At 66.1% G+C, this 18,766-nt stretch carries 17 protein-coding genes; 4 read left to right on the forward strand and 13 right to left on the reverse strand.

The genetic code is table 11. The features are described 5' to 3' along the window. Positions 1–3: 3 nt before the first annotated feature. The 11 genes from DK459_RS30695 to DK459_RS03320 form a co-directional block, all read right to left on the reverse strand. The gene (locus DK459_RS30695) at positions 4–210 is read right to left on the reverse strand and encodes a hypothetical protein (protein WP_053498818.1); all 207 of its coding nucleotides are present in this window, start codon (positions 208–210) and stop codon (positions 4–6) included. Continuing rightward, positions 207–1,385, reverse strand: coding sequence for a D-alanyl-lipoteichoic acid biosynthesis protein DltD (locus DK459_RS03275; RefSeq protein WP_006388610.1), 1,179 nt, complete (start codon positions 1,383–1,385; stop codon positions 207–209). The genes DK459_RS30695 and DK459_RS03275 overlap by 4 nt, the downstream gene beginning before the upstream one ends. Then, positions 1,363–1,602, reverse strand: coding sequence for an acyl carrier protein (locus DK459_RS03280; RefSeq protein WP_006388609.1), 240 nt, complete (start codon positions 1,600–1,602; stop codon positions 1,363–1,365). The genes DK459_RS03275 and DK459_RS03280 overlap by 23 nt, the downstream gene beginning before the upstream one ends. A 415-nt stretch (positions 1,603–2,017) precedes the next feature. Further along, positions 2,018–2,521, reverse strand: coding sequence for a glycine zipper 2TM domain-containing protein (locus DK459_RS03285; protein WP_006388608.1), 504 nt, complete (start codon positions 2,519–2,521; stop codon positions 2,018–2,020). A gap of 220 nt (positions 2,522–2,741) precedes the next feature. Next, entirely contained in the window at positions 2,742–3,683 is a 942-nt protein-coding gene (locus DK459_RS03290) for a carbohydrate kinase family protein (protein ID WP_024067683.1), read from the reverse strand. Positions 3,684–3,695: 12 nt separating this feature from the next. After that, positions 3,696–5,108 carry a DUF3426 domain-containing protein gene (locus DK459_RS03295; protein ID WP_110134449.1) on the reverse strand — a complete coding sequence of 471 codons (1,413 nt, stop codon included), beginning with the start codon at positions 5,106–5,108 and terminating at the stop codon, positions 3,696–3,698. Positions 5,109–5,133: 25 nt separating this feature from the next. Then, on the reverse strand, positions 5,134–6,060 hold the full coding sequence (gene prmA, locus DK459_RS03300; protein WP_006388605.1) for a 50S ribosomal protein L11 methyltransferase: 927 nt from the start codon (positions 6,058–6,060) through the stop codon (positions 5,134–5,136). 102 nt (positions 6,061–6,162) lie between these two features. After that, positions 6,163–7,509, reverse strand: coding sequence for an acetyl-CoA carboxylase biotin carboxylase subunit (gene accC / locus DK459_RS03305; RefSeq protein ID WP_006388604.1), 1,347 nt, complete (start codon positions 7,507–7,509; stop codon positions 6,163–6,165). A gap of 9 nt (positions 7,510–7,518) precedes the next feature. Then, positions 7,519–7,980 (reverse strand): acetyl-CoA carboxylase biotin carboxyl carrier protein, encoded by a 462-nt coding sequence (accB, locus tag DK459_RS03310; RefSeq protein ID WP_006388603.1) that lies wholly within the window; start codon positions 7,978–7,980, stop codon positions 7,519–7,521. 88 nt (positions 7,981–8,068) lie between these two features. Further along, positions 8,069–8,503 (reverse strand): type II 3-dehydroquinate dehydratase, encoded by a 435-nt coding sequence (gene aroQ / locus DK459_RS03315; RefSeq protein ID WP_006388602.1) that lies wholly within the window; start codon positions 8,501–8,503, stop codon positions 8,069–8,071. Between the two features lie 89 nt (positions 8,504–8,592). Then, entirely contained in the window at positions 8,593–9,123 is a 531-nt protein-coding gene (locus DK459_RS03320) for a TlpA disulfide reductase family protein (RefSeq protein ID WP_110134450.1), read from the reverse strand. Positions 9,124–9,219: 96 nt separating this feature from the next. Between DK459_RS03320 and mpl the strand changes: the two genes are divergently transcribed. The 4 genes from mpl to DK459_RS03340 all read left to right on the forward strand — a co-directional run bounded on the left by mpl (position 9,220) and on the right by DK459_RS03340 (position 15,486). Then, the gene (mpl, locus tag DK459_RS03325) at positions 9,220–10,590 is read left to right on the forward strand and encodes a UDP-N-acetylmuramate:L-alanyl-gamma-D-glutamyl-meso-diaminopimelate ligase (RefSeq protein ID WP_110134451.1); all 1,371 of its coding nucleotides are present in this window, start codon (positions 9,220–9,222) and stop codon (positions 10,588–10,590) included. Between the two features lie 50 nt (positions 10,591–10,640). Next, the gene (locus tag DK459_RS03330) at positions 10,641–11,243 is read left to right on the forward strand and encodes a YqiA/YcfP family alpha/beta fold hydrolase (protein ID WP_026383200.1); all 603 of its coding nucleotides are present in this window, start codon (positions 10,641–10,643) and stop codon (positions 11,241–11,243) included. A 65-nt stretch (positions 11,244–11,308) separates the two neighbouring features. Further along, on the forward strand, positions 11,309–13,216 hold the full coding sequence (locus DK459_RS03335; RefSeq protein ID WP_110134452.1) for a ribonuclease catalytic domain-containing protein: 1,908 nt from the start codon (positions 11,309–11,311) through the stop codon (positions 13,214–13,216). Between the two features lie 932 nt (positions 13,217–14,148). After that, positions 14,149–15,486 (forward strand): IS110 family transposase, encoded by a 1,338-nt coding sequence (locus DK459_RS03340; RefSeq protein ID WP_370445582.1) that lies wholly within the window; start codon positions 14,149–14,151, stop codon positions 15,484–15,486. Between the two features lie 226 nt (positions 15,487–15,712). Here DK459_RS03340 and lolA read toward each other — a convergent pair whose 3' ends face one another. Both lolA and DK459_RS03350 read right to left on the reverse strand, forming a co-directional pair. Beyond that, entirely contained in the window at positions 15,713–16,348 is a 636-nt protein-coding gene (gene lolA, locus DK459_RS03345; RefSeq protein ID WP_070541176.1) for an outer membrane lipoprotein chaperone LolA, read from the reverse strand. Beyond that, on the reverse strand, positions 16,348–18,726 hold the full coding sequence (locus DK459_RS03350; RefSeq protein WP_006389081.1) for a DNA translocase FtsK: 2,379 nt from the start codon (positions 18,724–18,726) through the stop codon (positions 16,348–16,350). Before DK459_RS03350 ends, lolA begins: the two co-directional genes overlap by 1 nt. Between the last annotated feature and the right edge of the window lie 40 nt (positions 18,727–18,766).

The following is an 18,766-nucleotide window of genomic DNA, read 5'->3' on the forward strand; positions in this document are numbered from 1 at the left end:
CGGTCAGAACTGTTGATATTGGAATTCGACCTTGATAGGTCCGCCGCTGCCCGTGGTGGGCTGCGCCTGCAGCACGAACACCAGGATCACCCCGATATACAGGCACAGGTGCCAGAAGAAGCGCCGCCCCCAGGCCTTGGCCGCCTTGCGGGCGCCCTGCTTCTGGCCGGCTTCGCCTTGCGCCGCATCGGCGCCTGGAATGAGATTCATCGGGAAAAGTACTCCGCAATGCCCTGGTCCGCCATCGCCCAACCGAGTTCGGCCAGATGCATGTCATCGCGCACCATGCCCGGCTCGAAGGGAATGCTGTACATATCCAGGCAACCCATCTGGTAGCGCTGGCACATGCCGGTAATGGCGGCCACCACCGGATCGAAGCGTTCGACGTCGAGGATGAGCTTGGGATTGAACGGCTGGATCACGAAGTAGGCCTTGACCTTGCGCCGTTGCAACAGGGCCATGACACGCGACAGGTCGCCCAGCTCGGTGCGCGTGAGCGGATCGACGTCGGCGAACTCGTTTCGCGCCGGCGAATACAAGGGCGCCAGGTATTGCTTGTAGTAGTCGTCGCGCACGTCGTAGGGGTTGTTGCCGCCCAGCTGGTGTTCGACTTCGCGCGCTTCGTGCGTAAGGCGCGACCATTGGCCCGGGTTGAGCCGCGCCGACGAGGGCCATGTCACGAAGCGATGCGCGGGCACCGACAGCTTGCTGCGCGGACGATCTGGCGCGGGTTCCTTGCGCGCGTTCCACCACAGCGACAGCTTGTCCTTGAGCTCGGCAACCTGGCCGTTGGCGATCAGCCAGAGCAAGCCCCAGTTGGCGTTGTCGCTGATCCAGTTCTGCATCTGTTCGCGCGTGCTGGGCTTGTCCCAGAGACGATCCCAGACCGGGCCGGTGACGTGTTCGGCGAACGCGCTGCGAGGCAGCTGGCCGCCCGAGGCGAACCAGGCCGGCGACACCATGATCACCAGGCGCGTGTTGGGGGTCAGTGAATCCGCGACGGATTCCAGCACGCTGACGATGCCGTAGGACTGGAACATCGCGTGCCCATAGGCCAGCGTCGGTACCTTCAGTTCTTCGGGGAAGAAACGGTAGGGAACGAAGCGCAAGTCGTGGCTGGACAGCTCGGACGAACCCAGCACCACCAACGTGCCGTCGCTGAGCGCATTGCCCAGGCGATTCAGGTTGACGTGCTGCGTGCCCCAATCCGGCCCCAGGTTGGGCAGATAGTTGTTCTTGTCCGACGCCACCGTGGAAACGGGGCGGACAATCCGGGACAGTACGTCATCCGCGCCGCAAAAAGCCCCGTACGCCAGCGCCGCCGCCGTGATGGCGGCCGCGGCGTGGGACAGCAGGCGGGGATTACGAAAGATTGGCAGCGACATAGCCGGCGAGCGTGCGTACCGACTGCAGATGTTCGGCGATCTCGGGAGCCGGGATGCTGCAGCCGTACTCCGCCTCGACCGCCAGCGTGATATCCACGGCGGCGAGCGAATCGACCAGGCCGGTGGCAATCAGTTGCGTATCGGGAGTGACTTTCTTCATGACGATCGACTCGACGATCGCGCCGATCTTGGTGTGGAGTTCTTGCTCGGTGTGCATAGCTAGTACGGCGTTACATTGCCTCGTTGGCAAAAATCATCCCCGCCCCGAGTTTCTGGACGGCGAGTATATAGAAATCAGCTGAAAGTCGTCTGACAGATTTCAGCCTTCCGGAAGGAGTCGCCGATGCACTTGGTTACATCAAATTCACGCGGCGACTTCGTTCACGGGTGCCATCATGGCACTTCAACCGTTGAATCGCCATGAAACTTACAGACCAAATCGCTATAAATGGCTCGAAAAGGTAACGTCTTGGGGTAAATCCCGGGTGTTGCGTTGCAGCGGAGCGACAGAATCCCCTCCTCGCCTCGCTGACTGCCCTGTCCCCAGCCACCAAGGCGATTGTCCAGCCGCCCGCCGGAACGAAAAAAAGCCCGCATGCGCGGGCTTCGGGGGGTGGCAGGCGCCAGAAGGATTACATCGGCGTGACGCGGGTCGGACCGGCGCCGCTGATGACCTGCACACGCTGGCCGACGCTGATCGGCACATCGGCTTCCTGGGCCACGACGCGGGTTTCGCCGTTATCCAGGCGCACCGTGATTTCGTAGCCGGAATTCTTGCCAACCTGGTTTTCCACGGCATTGCCGGCCAGTGCGCCCAGGATGGCGCCGCCGACCGTGGCGATGGTACGGCCCGTGCCGCCACCGATGGCGTTACCTGCCACGCCACCCAGCGCGCCGCCAGCCAGCATGCCGACGCCGCTGGACTTGTCGTTCTGGATGACGATGGGGCGCACGCCCGTCACCGTGCCCGTGCGGACGATCTGTTCGCGCTGGGCTTGATCATAGCTATACACACCGCTGGACGCGCTGCGATTGGCGCAACCGCCCAGGACTGCCATCGAGGTCACGACGGCAGCCACGGCCAGCCACCGGCCGGTACGCGGCGTCAACAAGGAAAAGGTTTTGCTTTGGTTCATTTGGACTCCTCGATCGGGCACAGCCGACGATCTGATAATACTCCGCCCTACGGGGACGGCAGCCTAACGTGCAACACACTGAAACGCACCGCCACGGGCGGAAAACCAGCTTGCGAACCGGCCGCGGCGCTAAACCGCCACGGCCTGTTTTTGCCGGCTATTCGACCATTGCCACGCGGCCGGGTTCCCGCCGCAGCCGGATCGTCAACCCGAAACGGGCTCAGGCCGGCAGGTGGATGCCGTAGGTGGCGTGCAGCACGGCGTCGATCTCGGCGCGCGACGGGGCATGGTTCTGCGGACCGCGCGAGGCGATCTTGATGGCGCCCATGACGTTGCCCAGGCGGCAGCTGTCTTCCCAATTCCAGCCGCTGGTCAAGCCGTAGAGCAGGCCGCCCCGCTGGGCGTCGCCGCAGCCGGTGGGATCGACCACCTGGGTGGCGCGCACCGGTTCGATCTGGAAGCTCTTGCCTTCGGTCAGCAGCGTGGCGCCTTCGGCGCCGCGGGTGACGACCACCGCCTGCAAACCGGTGGCGATGTCCGCCATGCTGCGGCCCGTGCGCTGCTCGACCACGCCGGCCTCGTAATCGTTGACGGTCAGGGCCTGGGCCAGGCCGAGCATGCGTTCCAGGTCGGCGCCGTCGAACAGCGGCATGGCCTGGCCCAGGTCGAAGATGAAGGGGATGCCGCTGCGGTGCAGGCGTTCGGCGTGGGCGAACATGCCTTCCTTGGCATCCGGGGCGACGATGCCCCAGCTCGCCTTGGCATCGCTCAGGTCATTGCTGGCCGAGAACGACATGGCGCCCGGGTGGAACGCGGTGATCTGGTTGTCGTCCAGGTCCGTGGTGATGAAGCATTGCGCGGTGAACGTGCCCGGCACCACCTTGACGCGGCTCACGTCGATGCCCAGGCCGGTCAGGCGCTCGAGGTATTCACCGGCGTCCTCGCCCACGGTGGCCACCGGCACCGGCTTGCCGCCCAGCAGATTCATGTTGTAGGCAATGTTGCCGGAGCAACCGCCGTATTCCTTGCGCATGCTGGGCACCAGGAACGACACGCTCAGGGATTGGATGCGGTCGGCCAGGATGTGCTCTTTGAAGCGGCCTTCGAACACCGCGATGGTGTCGAACGCCATCGAACCGCAGACCAGAACGGGGGTCGCCATGAATGTCATCCTTCAAGGAAAGAACTTGTCGAGTTGATAGCCGTTGACTTGAACACCGGTCACTTCAATCGGCACGGAAATCTTCAGTTCGCCCGCCGGCCCGAAGGGGCCGCGCAGTTGTTCGGGCGTCAGGTAATTCTCGGGCATCAGCACGCGGCGCACCACCACCGTGTCCGACAAATCAGTCAGGTCCAGCACCAGCGCCGGCCAATGTTGCGGCTTGTCGTAGCGATTGCGCAGCACCAGGTTCAGCACCAGCCGCGTGCGGCCGTCATCGATGGCGGCCGCGCCCGTGGGCGGCTGTAACGACGACGAAGAGATGGCGATGCGCTCCAGGCGGCGCGCGTAACCGACCGTGCAGCCCAGCGGCTTGCAGGCGGCTTCGAGCGCCGGCCGCAGCACCGGCACGGAATTGGCAATGTTGATGCGGTACACGTACAGCAGCTGCAAGCCCAGCGCGAGCAGGCCGATCAGGCAGGCGTAGCCCCACAGCTTGCGCAGCAGGCCATGGCACTCCTGGCGATCCTGGTCCAGGAATTCGGGCGGCGCGCGACCGACGTCGGTGGCGCTGGAATAGCGCGTGCGCGTGTCTCCCAGGATCGGTTCGGCGGCGCCGTCGAGGTCGCGCCTGTCGTCGGCGTCCTGGTCATCGTCATCGGGATGACGCAGGCCGATCTCATCGTCATCGCCGGGCGGCGTGGGCCGCGCGTCGTCACGCACCACGAATACCGGTTCGGCGGGCCGGGCATGGCGCGGCGCCTCGTGGTTCGCGCTGTCGCGCACCGCCACGATGGGCTCGTCGCGCGGCGCGGCCGGCGCCGGCCAGCGCGGCGGCGCATGGCTCAGGCGCGGTTCGTCGTCGTAGCGATCCAGGTCTTCATTTTCGTCTTCGTCATCGTCGCCCTCTTCCGCCAGCGCGGCGTCGGGTTCGATGCGGCGGCGGATGTCGTCGCGGCCGCGCAGCACGGCGGGCGGCACGGCGGACGCGAGAGGCCGGGGGGCCGGTTCATCGGTCGGCGCGACAGACGGGGCGGCGGCCGGGGACGCGCCGCTGGCTCCCGGATGAATGCCCGGCGAGGCGGGCTCATCGGGCAGGTCGTCCCAGGGCGCGACCTCGCGCGGTTCGACAGACGGACGCCGCACCGGCGGCGGCGCCCCGTCGGCGACAGGCGGCGCCGGCGGCGTCCCCAGGACCGGCGCGGCGATCGCCTGCGACGCGGCGGGCGCAGGCGCCGCGATTGGCGTGTTCGAAGCGGGAATGGCCGCGGCCGGCATGCCCGCGCCCGTCTCGGGCAGCAGGCAGGCGCGGCCGTCGAACACGGTGGCGCAGGCGCCGCAGCGCACCAGGCCGTTGCGGACCCGAAGCTGGTCGGGCACCACCTTGAACGATGTACCGCATTGCGGGCAGCGGGTGGTCAGGGCCATGGCGCGGGATCCTGCGGAACCGGGCTCAGGCCTTCTGGCCGTGCAGGCAGACCCAGCCATCACGGGCGCGCCAGACCGACATGGCGATCCAGGGCGCGTAGGCGGCGGCCACTTCCTCGGCCTGCCGTTCCAGCACGCCGGACAGCACCAGGTGGCCGCCGGCGGCCACGCGGCCGGCCAGCATGGGCGCCAGCACCTTGAGCGGGTTGGACAGGATGTTGGCCACCACGACCTCGAAGGTGCCGTCGGCCAGGCCGTCGGGCAGCATGGCCTGCAGCTCGACGTGGTTGACCTCGGCGTTGAAGACCGTGCTCTGCACCGCCTGGGCGTCGATATCGACGGCCTGGGTCGGGCCCGCGCCCAGCTTGCGCGCGGCAATCGCCAGGATGCCCGAGCCGCAGCCGTAGTCCAGCAGGGTCGCGCCCTTGGGCAGTTCGGCTTCCAGCCAGGCCAGGCACAGGTGCGTGGTCGGATGGCTGCCGGTGCCGAAGGCCAGGCCCGGATCGAGTTCGATGTGGATGGCGCCGTCCTCGGCGGCGGGCGTTTCCAGGCCCGGCACGTCCGGGCTGTCGCGGTGCCAGCTGGGTACGATCCAGAGGCGTTCGGCGATGTGGATGGGGCCGAACTGCGATTGCGTCAGGCGCACCCAGTCGGCGTCGGGCACGTCGCGCAGGCTCCAGCCGGCAAACAGCGCGGGATCGAGTTCGCCCGCCGCGGCGGCTTCTTCCATGATCTGCGCGGGATCGGCGCCGTCCGGCAGCAGGGCCACGACGCGGTTGCGTTCCCAGGCCTGCACGTCGGGTTCGGTGCCCGGCTCGCCGAACAGCGGACGCTCATCATCGGTGCCCAGGTCGGCATCCTCGACGGACACCGACAGCACGCCCGCCTCCAGCAACGCATCGGACAGGGCTTCGGCTTGCGCCTCCTGGCAGTGGAGCACGAGTTCACGCATGATGATTCTTCCATCTGGCCAACGGGCCGCGGCAAACGCCGCGGCCCGGTCAGCCGGTTAAGGCAGTAAAAGGGGGGCCTGAGCCCCCCTGCTATCGGCTGGTCAGGGACGCTGGGCCAGCTTGTTTTCCAGATAGTGGATGCTGGTGCCGCCTTCGACGAAGCGGGCATCCTGCAGCAGTTCGCGATGCAGCGGGATGTTGGTGGAAATGCCTTCCACCACCATTTCCGACAGCGCGGTGCGCATGCGCGCCAGCGCCTGGTCGCGCGTGTCGCCGTAGGTGATGACCTTGGCGATCATCGAATCATAGTTCGGCGGCACGAAGTAGCCGTTGAACGCGTGCGAATCGATGCGCACGCCCGGGCCGCCCGGCGTGTGCCAGTTGGTGATGCGGCCAGGGCTGGGCACGAAGCGGAACGGATCCTCGGCGTTGATGCGGCACTCGATCGCGTGGCCCTTGAAGGTGATGTCGCGCTGGCGCAGCGTGAACTTCTCGCCGGCGGCGATCAGGATCTGCTGCTGCACCAGGTCGACGCCGGTGATCAGCTCGGTGACCGGGTGTTCGACCTGGATGCGGGTGTTCATTTCAATGAAATAGAACTCGCCGTTTTCATACAGGAACTCGAACGTGCCCGCGCCACGGTAGCCCATCTTGCGGCAGGCGTCGGCGCAGCGGTCGCCGATGCGCTCGATCAGGCGGCGCGCGATGCCGGGGGCCGGCGCTTCCTCGATGACCTTCTGGTGGCGGCGCTGCATGGAGCAGTCGCGCTCGCCCAGCCACACGGCGTTGCGACCGCCGTCGGCCAGCACCTGGATTTCCACATGGCGCGGGTTCTCGAGGAACTTCTCCATATAGACTTCCGGGTTGTTGAACGCGGCGCCCGCTTCCGAACGCGTCATGGTGACGGCGTTCAGCAGCGCGGCCTCGGTGTACACCACGCGCATGCCACGGCCACCGCCGCCGCCGGCGGCCTTGATGATGACCGGATAACCGACTTCGCGCGCAACGCGGATGATTTCCTGCGGATCGTCGGGCAACGCGCCTTCGGAACCCGGCACCACCGGCACGCCGGCTTCGATCATGGCGCGCTTGGCGCTGACCTTGTCGCCCATCAGGCGGATCGTGTCGGGACGCGGGCCGATGAAGACGAAGCCGCTCTTTTCGACGCGATCGGCGAAGTCGGCATTTTCGGACAAGAACCCGTAACCCGGGTGGATTGCCTCGGAATCCGTGACTTCGGCCGCCGAAATGATGGCCGGCATGTTGAGGTAGCTTTCGCGCGACGGCGCGGGCCCGATGCACACGGATTCATCGGCCAGGCGCACGTACTTGGCTTCGCGGTCGGCCTCGGAGTGCACCACCACGGTCTTGATGCCCAGCTCGCGGCAGGCGCGCTGAATGCGCAGGGCGATTTCGCCCCGGTTGGCGATCAGGATTTTTTCGAACATTTTCAGCTATCAGCCAATGACGAACAGGGGTTGACCGTACTCGACGGGCTCGCCGTTTTCGACCAGGATTTCTTTGATGACGCCGGACTTGTCGGCTTCGATTTCATTGAGCAGCTTCATGGCTTCAATGATGCACAGCGGATCGCCTTCCTTGACCGACTGGCCCACGTCGATGAACGGCGCGGCGCCCGGGTTCGGCGAGCGGTAGAAGGTGCCGACCATCGGCGCCTTGACCACGTGGCCCTGGATCACCGGAGCGGCTTCGGCCGCGGCGGCGGCGGGCGCGGCCGGGGCGGCGGGCGCAACCGGGGCGACGGCGACGCCGGCTTCCGGCTGGTGGTAGGCCACCGGCTGCAGGGTCTGCGAGAACTTGACGATGCGAACCTTGCCTTCGCCTTCGGTGATTTCCAGCTCGGCGATGCCCGATTCAGCCACCAGGTCGATCAGGGTTTTGAGTTTTCGAAGGTCCATAGAAGCTGCTTCCCGAGATAGTGTCGGCAACGTCCCGGTCGTCGGGTCCGCGCCATATAAGATGTAAAAGCTGAGAGTTGGTGCGAGATCAATGCCGCACTGCGTAACGCAGAGCCGCTTCGTAACCGTCCGCGCCCAGGCCGCTGATGAGGCCTACCGCCAAGTCGGACAGGTATGAGTGATGCCTGAAGGGCTCTCGCTTATACAGGTTGGACAAATGTACTTCAATAAATGGGATCGCGACCCCGGCCAGCGCATCGCGGATCGCGACGCTGGTGTGCGTATATGCCGCCGCGTTGATGATGATGAAATCGGTGCCGTCTTGCCGGGCCGCCTGAATGCGGTCAACCAGCGCGCCTTCGTGATTGCCTTGCCACGCGCTCAGCGTGGCGCCCAAATCACCGGCCAGCCGCTCCAGGCCCTCGTTGATCTGGGACAGCGTGAGGCTGCCGTAGATGTGAGGTTCCCGGGTGCCGAGCAGGTTCAGATTCGGGCCATGCAATACCAGTATGTTTTGCGCCATGCGCTTGCCAATGAGTGGATTGCCAATTGTTGGCAAAACAGCCGATAAACCAGCTTTTTACGCCAATTCCTACTATTTGTCCAACAGACTTACGCCTTCAAACCAGAGAGCGTCCGGTCGAGGTCATCGGGCTGGATTTCACCCAATATCTTCCGGTTAATGCTGCCATCTGCGTTGAAAACAATGGTAAACGGCAGGCCGCCGCTCGGATTTCCCAGCTTGCGCAAGGTATCGATGGCCCCAGCGCCGATGACCCACAACGGATAGGAAACCTGTACTTTCTCGACAAATTTTTGCATGTTGGCGGCAGAATCCACGCCGATGCCGACAAACTTGATTTGCGGATATTTTTTCTGCAACGCGTCGAGTTCGGGCATTTCCTTGACGCAAGGCGCGCACCAGGTTGCCCAGAAATTGACCACGATGGGCTGGCCCTTCCAGGCGACCAGCGACTGGGTCGCGCCGTTCAGGTCGGGCAATTGCAACTGCATCAGGGCGGCGACGGGATCCTCGGCGGCGGGCGCCGCGGGCTGGGGCTTGTTGCGGCCCAGCAGGGTGTAGCCACCCGCGACCGTGGCGGCCACGGCCACGGCGGCGGAAAGGAGTAGGCGTCGATTCATGGCGCGATCATAACCGTTGCGGCCGGTTTGCGCCGCCGCGGCCTGGACGGCGCTTGACCGCTGCCTATATATACAATGCAGGCAGGAGATTTTTCAATGCATCTGCATATTCTTGGCATCTGCGGTACGTTCATGGGCGGCCTGGCGCTGATCGCGCGCGCCGCCGGCCACAAGGTCACGGGTTGCGACGCGGGCGTTTATCCGCCCATGAGCACCCAGTTGTCCGAACAGGGCATCGAGCTGATCGAGGGCTTCGGCCCCGAACAGATGGCCCTCAAGCCGGACCTGTACGTGATCGGCAACGTGGTCAGCCGCGGCAATCCGCTGATGGAAGCCATCCTGGAATCCGGCGCCCGCTACGGGTCGGGCCCGCAATGGCTGGGCGACAACATCCTGCCCGGCGCCCATGTGCTGGCGGTGGCCGGCACCCACGGCAAGACCACCACCAGTTCGATGCTGGCCTGGATCCTGGAAGCCGCGGGTCTCGCCCCCAACTTCCTGATCGGCGGCGTCGCGCCGGACCTGCACGTATCGGCGCGCTACGACCCCGCGCGCCGCCCCTTCGTGATCGAGGCGGATGAATACGACACGGCCTTCTTCGACAAGCGTTCGAAGTTCGTCCACTACCGCCCGCGCACCGCCGTCCTGAACAACCTGGAATACGATCACGCGGACATCTTCCCGGATCTGGCGGCCATCGAAACCCAATTCCACCACCTGGTACGCACCATCCCGGCTTCCGGCCACATCATCCGCCCCGCCCACTCCGACGCGCTGGACCGGGTGATTGCGCGCGGATGCTGGTCCGAAACCGTCACGTTCGGCGCCGACGGCGCCTGGCAGGCCGACGCGCCCGATGCCGACGGCGCCTTCGAGGTGCGCTGCAATGGCGCCGCCGTGGGAACCGTGCGCTGGGCCCTGGGCGGCGAGCACAATCGTATGAACGCCCTGGCCGCGCTGGCCGCCGCCGAACACGCCGGCGTGCCGGCGGCCGAAGGCGTGGCGGCCCTGAGCCGTTTCGGCGGCGTGAAACGCCGCATGGAACTGCGCGGCACGGTCAACGGCGTCAAGGTCTACGACGACTTCGCCCACCACCCCACCGCCATCGCCACCACGGTGCAAGGCCTGCGTCGCCAGGTCGGCCCGGCCCGTATCCTGGCCGTGCTGGAACCGCGTTCCAACACCATGAAGCTGGGCGCCATGGCGGCCCGGCTGCCCGATTCCCTGCGCGACGCCGACCTGGTGTTCTGCTTCGGCGCCCGCGCCGGCAAGCACGCGCTGGGCTGGAACCCGGCCGAAGTGCTGGCGCCGCTGGGCGACCGCGCCTCCAGTTACGATGACATCGACGCCCTGGTGGCGGCCGTCGTGCAGGCCGCCCGGCCTGGCGACCAGGTGCTGGTGATGAGCAACGGCGGCTTCGGCGGCATCCACGGCAAGCTGTTGACGGCCCTGGAGGCGCGCGGCTGAAGGGCCGCGCCCCCGCCGCGCATCAGGCAGATCCCTCGGAAAGGCACGAAATGATCCTTTACCTGCACGGCTTTCGTTCCTCGCCGACGTCGTTCAAGGCCCGCATGATGGCCGACGCCATGGCCGCGCGCGGGCGGGAAGGCGATTGGGCCTGCCCGCAATTGCCGGCCAGCCCGCGCGAGGCCATCGATCTGGCGCTGGGCATCGCCCGCCAGCAACTGGCGCGTGCCACCGAGCCGCGCGCGCTGACCGTGGTCGGCTCGTCGCTGGGCGGTTTCTACGCAACCTGGCTGGCCGAGCAACTAGGTTGCAAGGCGGTGCTGCTCAACCCGGCGGTCGAGGCGGCGCGGGACCTGGCGACCCAGGTGGGCGAACACCGCATGTATCATTCCGACGCGCCATTCCAGTTCCTGCCCGGATACGTGGAGGAACTGGCCGCCCTGCACGTCAGCCGGATCAGCCAGCCGGACCGGTATTTCCTGGTGGCGGCGACCGGCGACGAGGTGCTGGACTGGCGCGAAATGCGTGACCGCTACGCGGGCTGCCGGCAGCGCATCGTGGCCGGCAGCGACCATGGCCTGTCGGATTTCGCCGACTGGATGCCCGAGGTGCTCGAATTCGCCCTTGGCTGCGCTCCAACCGACCCCAGATAACTCTCAACACTCTTTATATTGCTGCGCAAGGCGGCGCGTGCGCGCCGCCCAGGACGACCCTCACCATGTATGTGTTTTACGAAGACGACGGCAGCTTCAAGGCCGGCCATATCCTGTCCGAAACCGACGCCAGCCTCCAGGTGGAGTCGGAGTCGGGCAAGCGCAGCAAGATCAAGCGCGCCAATACGCTGTTCAATTTCGCCGCGCCCGAACCCGCCGCGCTGATGGCCCAGGCGGCCGCGCTGGCCGAAACCCTGGACCTGCAATTCCTGTGGGAATGCGCGCCCCAGGAGGAATTCGAGTCCCCGGCCCTGGCGGCCGACTATTTCGGCCACGCCCCCACCCCGGTCGAGCAGGCCGCCCTGTTGATGCGCCTGCATGGCGCGCCCGCCTATTTCCACCGCCGCGGCAAGGGCAGTTACCGCCCTGCCCCGCCCGACATCCTGGCCGCCGCCCTGGCCGCGCTGGAAAAGAAACAGCGCCAGGCCGAACAGCAGCAGGAATGGGTGGACGAGATGGCCGCCGGCCGCCTGCCCGAGCCCATCGCCCAGGTCGCCGAATCGCTGTTGATCCGGCCCGACAAGAATTCGCAGCAATGGAAGGCGCTGGACGCCGCCTGCGCCAGGCTCGGCAAGAGCCCCGACCGCCTGTTGCTGGAACTGGGCGCCTGGCCGCACGCCCTGGCGCTGCACAAGCGCCGCTTCCTGGCGGTGAACTTTCCCCGGGGCCTGGCCTTTCCCGAGCTGGAACTGCCGCCGATCGACCGCGAACTGCCGCTGTCGGACGCCGAGATCTATTCGGTCGACGACGTCACCACCACCGAGATCGACGACGCCCTGTCGGTTTCCACCCTGCCCGACGGCAACCTGCGCGTCGGCATCCACGTGGCCGCGCCCGGCCTGACGGTGACGCGCGACAGCGAATTCGACAAGCTGGCGCGCGCGCGTCTGTCCACGGTCTACATGCCGGGCGACAAGATCCCGATGCAGCCCGACAACGTCATCAAGGCCTTCTCGCTGGACGCGGGCCGCGAAGTGCCGGTGCTGTCGCTGTACGTGGTGGCCAACCCGGAGACCGGCGAGATCATCGAATCCGACACGCGCCTGGAGCGCGTGGTGGTGCGCGAAAACCTGCGCCACAACATGCTGGACGCCCAGGTCACCGAAGACAGCCTGAACGACACTTCCACTGACCTGCCCTACGGCCACTGGCTGCGCCCGCTGTGGAAGCTGGCGCAGGCCTTGTCGGCGCAGCGCGAGAACGTGCGCGGCAAGCCCGAGAACAATTCGCGGGTGGAGTACAGCTTCTACCTGGACGGCGACCCCGACGATCCCGACACCCCGGTGCGCCTGGTGCCGCGCCAGCGCAACGCGCCGCTGGACCGGATGGTGGCCGAGTACATGATCCTGGCCAATAACCTGTGGGGCGGCCTGCTGAACCAGCACGGCGTGCCGGGCATCTACCGCTCGCAACAGGCTGGCCGTGTGCGCATGAGCACCCAGGCGCTGCCGCACGAGGCCATCGGCGTGCCGCAGTACGCCTGGAGCACGTCGCCGCTGCGCCGCTACGTCGACCTGGTGAACCAGTGGCAGCTGATCGCCGCCGTCGAGCACGGCGTCTCGGCGCGCCTGGTGGCTCCCTTCAAACCGCGCGACGCGGACCTGTTCGCGATCATCGGCGCGTTCGACGCGCAGTACGCGGCCTGGGCCGAGTTCCAGAGCGCGATGGAGCGCTACTGGTGCCTGCGCTGGCTCAAGCAGCACAACATCACCCGCACCGTGGCGCACGTGCTGCGCGAAGACCTGGTGCGCTTCGCCAACTGCCCGCTCGTCACCCGGATCGGGGGGATGCCCGAGCTGGAGCGCGGGACGGCGGTGGAGGTGGAGATTCTGGGGATGGATGAGTTGTCGCTGGAGCTGGATTGCCGGTATGTGGGGCAGGTGGGGCCGGCGGCTGAAGAGGCTGCTGCTTAGGGCGGCATTTGGCTTGTCGCTGGGTTGTTTCTGCTGGCGGCGGGGGGCTTTCTTAGGCCGCCCGTCTGGCAGGCGGCCCGGGCGGCGGGCGCCCACGATTGCGGTCCGGAGCGTTCGCTCCGGACTGGCCTCGGCGGCCCCCCCCCTGCCTCATCCTCGTTGCCGCCTGCCGGCGGCTGCCTTCGGATTCCGTCGGGCGCATCGAGGTTGCCCGCCGCCCGGGCGGCCGCCCGCAACTTACGCGGTGTCTTGGCTTGGCGCGTTGGCGCTGCGCGCGGGTGACGGGTTGCTTGCTTGGGGTGCCGTCCAGTCGGGGGGAGGAGAGTGGCGGCGCGCGATGGGGGCTGGCGTGTGCGTGACGGGCTTGGCGCGCGCCTGATCTGAGGAAGAACGGCTGACGGGGAAGATGCTTGGCGATGCATCCCGGATTCCTCCAAGCGGAACACCTCTGGCATTGCCTCACCGATTCCTCCGCATCTCGCCCGACCTCCCCCTAAATGCCAAAACCGGCCGCCCGCGCGGCCGGTTTTGGCGGCCCCGCAAAATCTTCCGTCCCGACTAGATCTTCCACCAAAACGCCAAGCACACGATTCGCCCCCGCGCCGGTGAAGTGATCACGCTGTAGCCCGTGGCGTCGGCGGCCGGTGGGGCGCGGGGCGTGTAGATGCGCCCGAGGGAATCCGAAGCCCAATAGTCGTCATTCACGACGCCCGTGACGAAGAAACTGTCTTCGTGGCTGCACCTGTGGCAAGGTGGAATGCCGCTCAGGTAAAGACCGACCTTCCAATGGTGCGTGTTTGCCCACGCCCGTACTGAAGCATGGCCCCGGGTGACGTCACCGACATTGGTGAGCACACGCTTAGCGCGTGCATCCCGTTTGAGAGAGTGAGTACAACGACGTACCCATGCCTGGCGGCATTCCGTTAGCGATGATGGAGCAAGCCATGTCACCTCGCAAGTCCGATGCAACCCTAAGCCTGGCCCATCCCGATGCCGCGGGCATCGACATCGGGTCGGCCAGCCACTTCGTCGCCGTGCCTCATGACCGCGACGACCAACCTGTCCGCGAGTTCAAGAGCTTTACGGCCGATTTGTATCGCCTAGCGCAATGGCTCAAGGACTGCGGCGTTACCGCCGTGGCCATGGAGTCCACCGGCGTTTACTGGATCCCGCTTTACGAGCTGCTCGATAGCCAGGGTTTCAACGTTTACCTAGTCAACGCCCGTCACGTGAAGAACGTCTCGGGCCGCAAGTCCGATGTCCTGGACTGCCAGTGGCTGCAACAGCTCATGAGCTATGGCCTGTTGGCCGGCGCCTTCCGTCCCTCTGACGAGATTTGCGTCTTGCGCGAGTTCTCGCGCCAGCGCGAGATGCTGCTTGCCTCGCAGGTGCGCCACGTGCAGCACATGCAGAAGGCACTTGCCCAGATGAACATTCAGCTCACGCAAGTGCTGTCGGACGTGGTCGGGGTCACCGGTCAGGCCATCATCCGCGCCATCGTCGGCGGCGAGCGCGACCCGCATGCACTGGCCCGCCTGAAGAAGCGCCAGGTCAAGGCCAGCGAGGACGATATCGCTGCCGCGCTGCAAGGCAACTGGCGTCACGAGCACTTGTTCGCGCTGCGGCAAGCGCTGGCCCTGTACGACACCTATCAACAACTGCTCAACGATTGCGATCAGCACATCCAAGCCGAACTGCACAAACTGCACCGCCATGACGGCGATCCGGGCAAGTCGCAGCGCCGCTGGCCCAAAAAGGCCATGGCCTTCGATCTGCGCACGCATCTATTTGCCATGTGCGGCGTGGACCTGACCCGCATCAACGGCATCGACGAGATGACTGCCTTTACCGTCCTGGCCGAGGTCGGTCCGGACATGAACCGCTTCCCTTCGGCCAAGCACTTCGCTTCGTGGTTAGGCTTGTGCCCGGGCACACGCATCTCCGGAGGCAAGGTTCTGAACGGCGCCACCAAACGCTCACCCAACCGCGCCGCACAGGCCCTGCGTCTGGCGGCCATGGCGCTACGTCACAGCCAGTCCGCTTTAGGCGCCTACTACCGAAGGCTGTGCGCTCGCCTGGACAAGCGGCGCGCCATCACCGCAGCCGCGCACAAACTGGCTCGACTGATTTACACCCTACTGACCAAAGGGTCCGAATACGTCGACCAAGGTGAGCTGTACTACGAAGAACGCCACCGCCAACGCGTCCTGCATCACCTGACAAAACGTGCAGAAACCATGGGCTACAGCTTGGTGCCGTTAACCGCCTAAGGAGAAACCAACGAGGTATCAATGACTTAAGTGGAGTTTCTTGAGAGGCAGTCGCCGCAGGCGACAACGAAGATGACGAAGGGAAAGTCCGGAGCGAACGCTCCGGACCGCAATCGTTGGCGCGCTCACCGCCTGCGCGCCCCGTGACGGGCGGCCTACGAAGCCCGACCAACAAAGAAATAATCAAGAACCCAACAGCAACTCAGCACTGACGCCGCCGGACTCCTTACATCTTGACCACATCCACGCCCTTGGGCGCCACAAACCGAAACTCCCCCTCCCCAAGCTTGGGATTGGGAACGATCCCGGAAAGATCCACCCGCGTCGTCTGCCCGAACGAATCCAGCAGCTCAACCCGCACCGGCAGATTGTCCTTCATCCCGATATCGACCCGGGAGAACCCCGAGTCCGCCGTCCGCGGCTTCGCCCGCAGCCAGTCGACCCCATCCTTGGAAGGCAGCGCCGACACATCGAACGACTGCTCCAACGACCCCGACCCGAACAGGATCGCCGCCGGCGACGTCCCGATGGCGGCATCCACCTTGCGCTCGGTCACCTGCGCCAGGTCCGGATCGAACTGGAACACCTGCTTGCCGTCGGAAATCACCAATTGCTCATAGGGCTTCTGCACCGCCCACTTGAACTTGCCCGGCCGCTGGAACGAAAACACCCCCGTCTGCGCCGGCTGCGTGCGCCCTTGCGTGCTGACGGTGTATTGGGAAAACGTCCCCGTCGCCGCCGTCACCGTGCTCACGAACGCGCGCAACTGCTCCTGCGCCGTGGCGGCCACGGCCGCAGTCGGCGCCAACACCGGGGCCATGCACAGGGCCAGGCCGGCGGCCAGGCCACGAAACGTCTTCATCATGCTTCCTCTCGAGCGGCGGCGGGCACCAGGATCTCCCGGTTGCCATTGGACTGCATCGCCGACACGATACCCGATTGCTCCATCTGTTCCAGTAACCGCGCCGCACGGTTGTAACCAATGCGCAGATGGCGCTGCACCAGCGAGATCGAGGCGCGGCGATGCTTGAGCACCACCTCGCAGGCCTGGTCGTACATCGGGTCCGACTCGGCGTCGCCGCCGATGCCGGTGACGCTGCTGGCGCCTTCGCCGCCGTCGCCGTCCAGCCCGCCTTCCAGCAGGCCCTCGACATAGTTCGGCTCGCCCTGCGCCTTCAGGCTTTCGACCACGCGGTGCACTTCATCGTCGCTGACAAAGGCGCCGTGCACGCGCACCGGCAGGCCGGTGCCCGGCGGCATGTAGAGCATGTCGCCCTGGCCCAGCAGCGTCTCCGCGCCCATCTGGTCGAGAATGGTGCGCGAGTCGATCTTGGACGACACCTGGAACGCGATGCGGGTCGGGATGTTGGCCTTGATCAGGCCGGTGATGACGTCGACGCTGGGACGCTGCGTCGCCAGGATCAGGTGGATGCCGGCCGCGCGCGCCTTCTGCGCCAGGCGGGCGATGAGTTCTTCGATCTTCTTGCCCACCACCATCATCAGGTCGGCCAGCTCGTCGATGACCACCACGATGGTGGGTAGCGGCGACAGCGGCTCCGGCTGGTCGGGCGTCAGCGAGAACGGATTCGGGATCGGCTCCTCGCGCTTGATGGCGTCGCGGATCTTGGTGTTGTAGCCGGCCAGGTTGCGCACGCCCATCTTGCTCATCAGGCGGTAGCGCTTTTCCATCTCGCCCACGCACCAGTTCAGCGCGTTGGCGGCATGGCGCATGTCCGTGACCACCGGCGCCAGCAAATGCGGAATGCCTTCGTAGACGCTCATTTCGAGCATCTTCGGGTCGATCAGGATCAGGCGGGTATGCGAGGCGTCGGCCTTGTACAGCAGCGACAGGATCATGGCGTTGATCCCGACCGACTTGCCCGACCCGGTGGTGCCCGCCACCAACAGGTGCGGCATCTTGGCCAGGTCGGCCACCACCGGATTGCCGGCGATGTCCTTGCCCAGCGCCATGGTCACGACCGAATGGCTGGCGTGGTAGGTCTGCGAGCCCAGAATCTCGGACAGCTTGACCACCTGGCGGCGCGGGTTGGGCAGCTCCAGGCCCATCAGGTTCTTGCCCGGAATGGTTTCCACCACCCGGATGCTGACCAGGCTGAGCGCGCGCGCCAGGTCCTTGGCCAGATTGACGATCTGGCTGCCCTTGACGCCGGTGGCCGGCTCGATTTCGTAACGCGTGATGACCGGACCGGCCTGCGCCGCCACCACGGTGACGGACACGCCGAAGTCGGCCAGCTTCTTTTCGATCAGGCGCGAGGTGAATTCGATGGTCTCGGCCGACACGGTTTCCTGGTTGGCCAGCGGCGGATCCAGCAGGCTGATGGCCGGCAGGTCGCCCTCGCCGCCCGGCGGCGGCGCGAAGAACAGCGATTGCTGCTTTTCCTTTTCGACGCGTTCGGACTTGGGCACCACCGTGATCGCCGGCTCGATGCGCACCGGCTGCTCGTGCACCAGCTTTTCCTGCTTGGCCACCACCTGCTCGGTGCGCACGGCCTTGGCCACCTCGCCGACCTTGCGGTCTTCGCGCGCGGCGTAGGAATTGCGCACCCGGCGCACCAGGCCTTCGATCCAGGTGCCGACGCGCTCGGCCACGGTCAGCCACGAGAACGAGAAGAACAGGCTCAGCCCGATCGCCAGCATCACCAGGAAGGCCAGGGTGCTGCCGGTGAAGCCGATGCTGCGGCTCATCAGGTCGGCCAGGGTATGGCCGATGACGCCACCGGCGCCGCTGGCGCTTTCCGAGGCGCCCGGCAGATGCGTGCCGCGGCTGGCCAGGCGCAGGGCTTCCATGCCCAGCGAGCCGACCAGCAGCAGGAAGAAACCGATGCCCTCTTCCCAGTGGACCCGAGGCAACACCTCAGGCTGCTTACCATTGGTAACACGAAGATGGCTGGCAAGGCGGCGGTAACCCGCCCGCACCCGGTGCAGCAGCAGGATCACCCACCACCAGGCGGAAAAACCGAACAGATAAAGCAGGATGTCCGCCAGGTAGGCGCCCAGGGTCCCGCCCTTGTTGTGGATGACACCGGCGGGGACGGAATGGGACCAGCCCGGGTCGGCGGCGCTCCAGGTGGCCAGCACCAGGGTGAGCCAGGCCGCCAGGGCGGCGAAGAGGATCCAGCGGGCTTCGCGCAGCAACGCGGAGATACGCGTCTGCAGCGGCGAGGGCCCGTTGCGGGTGTTGCGCGAAGCGCGCGGAGAAGCAGTCGAGATACGCGGCATGCGGCTCATTATAATTGGGCGTTAACCTAAAGATACCCGC

It is taken from the genome of Achromobacter sp. RW408 (genome assembly GCF_003184165.1).
Classification (GTDB): Bacteria; Pseudomonadota; Gammaproteobacteria; order Burkholderiales; family Burkholderiaceae_B; genus Achromobacter; species Achromobacter xylosoxidans.

Bases quoted from the DNA above. Each gene is read 5' to 3' on its own strand.
- DK459_RS30695 (WP_053498818.1), bottom strand. From the start codon at position 210: ATGAATCTCATTCCAGGCGCCGATGCGGCGCAAGGCGAAGCCGGCCAG.
- DK459_RS03275 (WP_006388610.1), bottom strand. From the start codon at position 1,385: ATGTCGCTGCCAATCTTTCGTAATCCCCGCCTGCTGTCCCACGCCGCG.
- DK459_RS03280 (WP_006388609.1), bottom strand. From the start codon at position 1,602: ATGCACACCGAGCAAGAACTCCACACCAAGATCGGCGCGATCGTCGAG.
- DK459_RS03285 (WP_006388608.1), bottom strand. From the start codon at position 2,521: ATGAACCAAAGCAAAACCTTTTCCTTGTTGACGCCGCGTACCGGCCGG.
- DK459_RS03290 (WP_024067683.1), bottom strand. From the start codon at position 3,683: ATGGCGACCCCCGTTCTGGTCTGCGGTTCGATGGCGTTCGACACCATC.
- DK459_RS03295 (WP_110134449.1), bottom strand. From the start codon at position 5,108: ATGGCCCTGACCACCCGCTGCCCGCAATGCGGTACATCGTTCAAGGTG.
- prmA (WP_006388605.1), bottom strand. From the start codon at position 6,060: ATGCGTGAACTCGTGCTCCACTGCCAGGAGGCGCAAGCCGAAGCCCTG.
- accC (WP_006388604.1), bottom strand. From the start codon at position 7,509: ATGTTCGAAAAAATCCTGATCGCCAACCGGGGCGAAATCGCCCTGCGC.
- accB (WP_006388603.1), bottom strand. From the start codon at position 7,980: ATGGACCTTCGAAAACTCAAAACCCTGATCGACCTGGTGGCTGAATCG.
- aroQ (WP_006388602.1), bottom strand. From the start codon at position 8,503: ATGGCGCAAAACATACTGGTATTGCATGGCCCGAATCTGAACCTGCTC.
- DK459_RS03320 (WP_110134450.1), bottom strand. From the start codon at position 9,123: ATGAATCGACGCCTACTCCTTTCCGCCGCCGTGGCCGTGGCCGCCACG.
- mpl (WP_110134451.1), top strand. From the start codon at position 9,220: ATGCATCTGCATATTCTTGGCATCTGCGGTACGTTCATGGGCGGCCTG.
- DK459_RS03330 (WP_026383200.1), top strand. From the start codon at position 10,641: ATGATCCTTTACCTGCACGGCTTTCGTTCCTCGCCGACGTCGTTCAAG.
- DK459_RS03335 (WP_110134452.1), top strand. From the start codon at position 11,309: ATGTATGTGTTTTACGAAGACGACGGCAGCTTCAAGGCCGGCCATATC.
- DK459_RS03340 (WP_370445582.1), top strand. From the start codon at position 14,149: ATGGAGCAAGCCATGTCACCTCGCAAGTCCGATGCAACCCTAAGCCTG.
- lolA (WP_070541176.1), bottom strand. From the start codon at position 16,348: ATGAAGACGTTTCGTGGCCTGGCCGCCGGCCTGGCCCTGTGCATGGCC.
- DK459_RS03350 (WP_006389081.1), bottom strand. From the start codon at position 18,726: ATGCCGCGTATCTCGACTGCTTCTCCGCGCGCTTCGCGCAACACCCGC.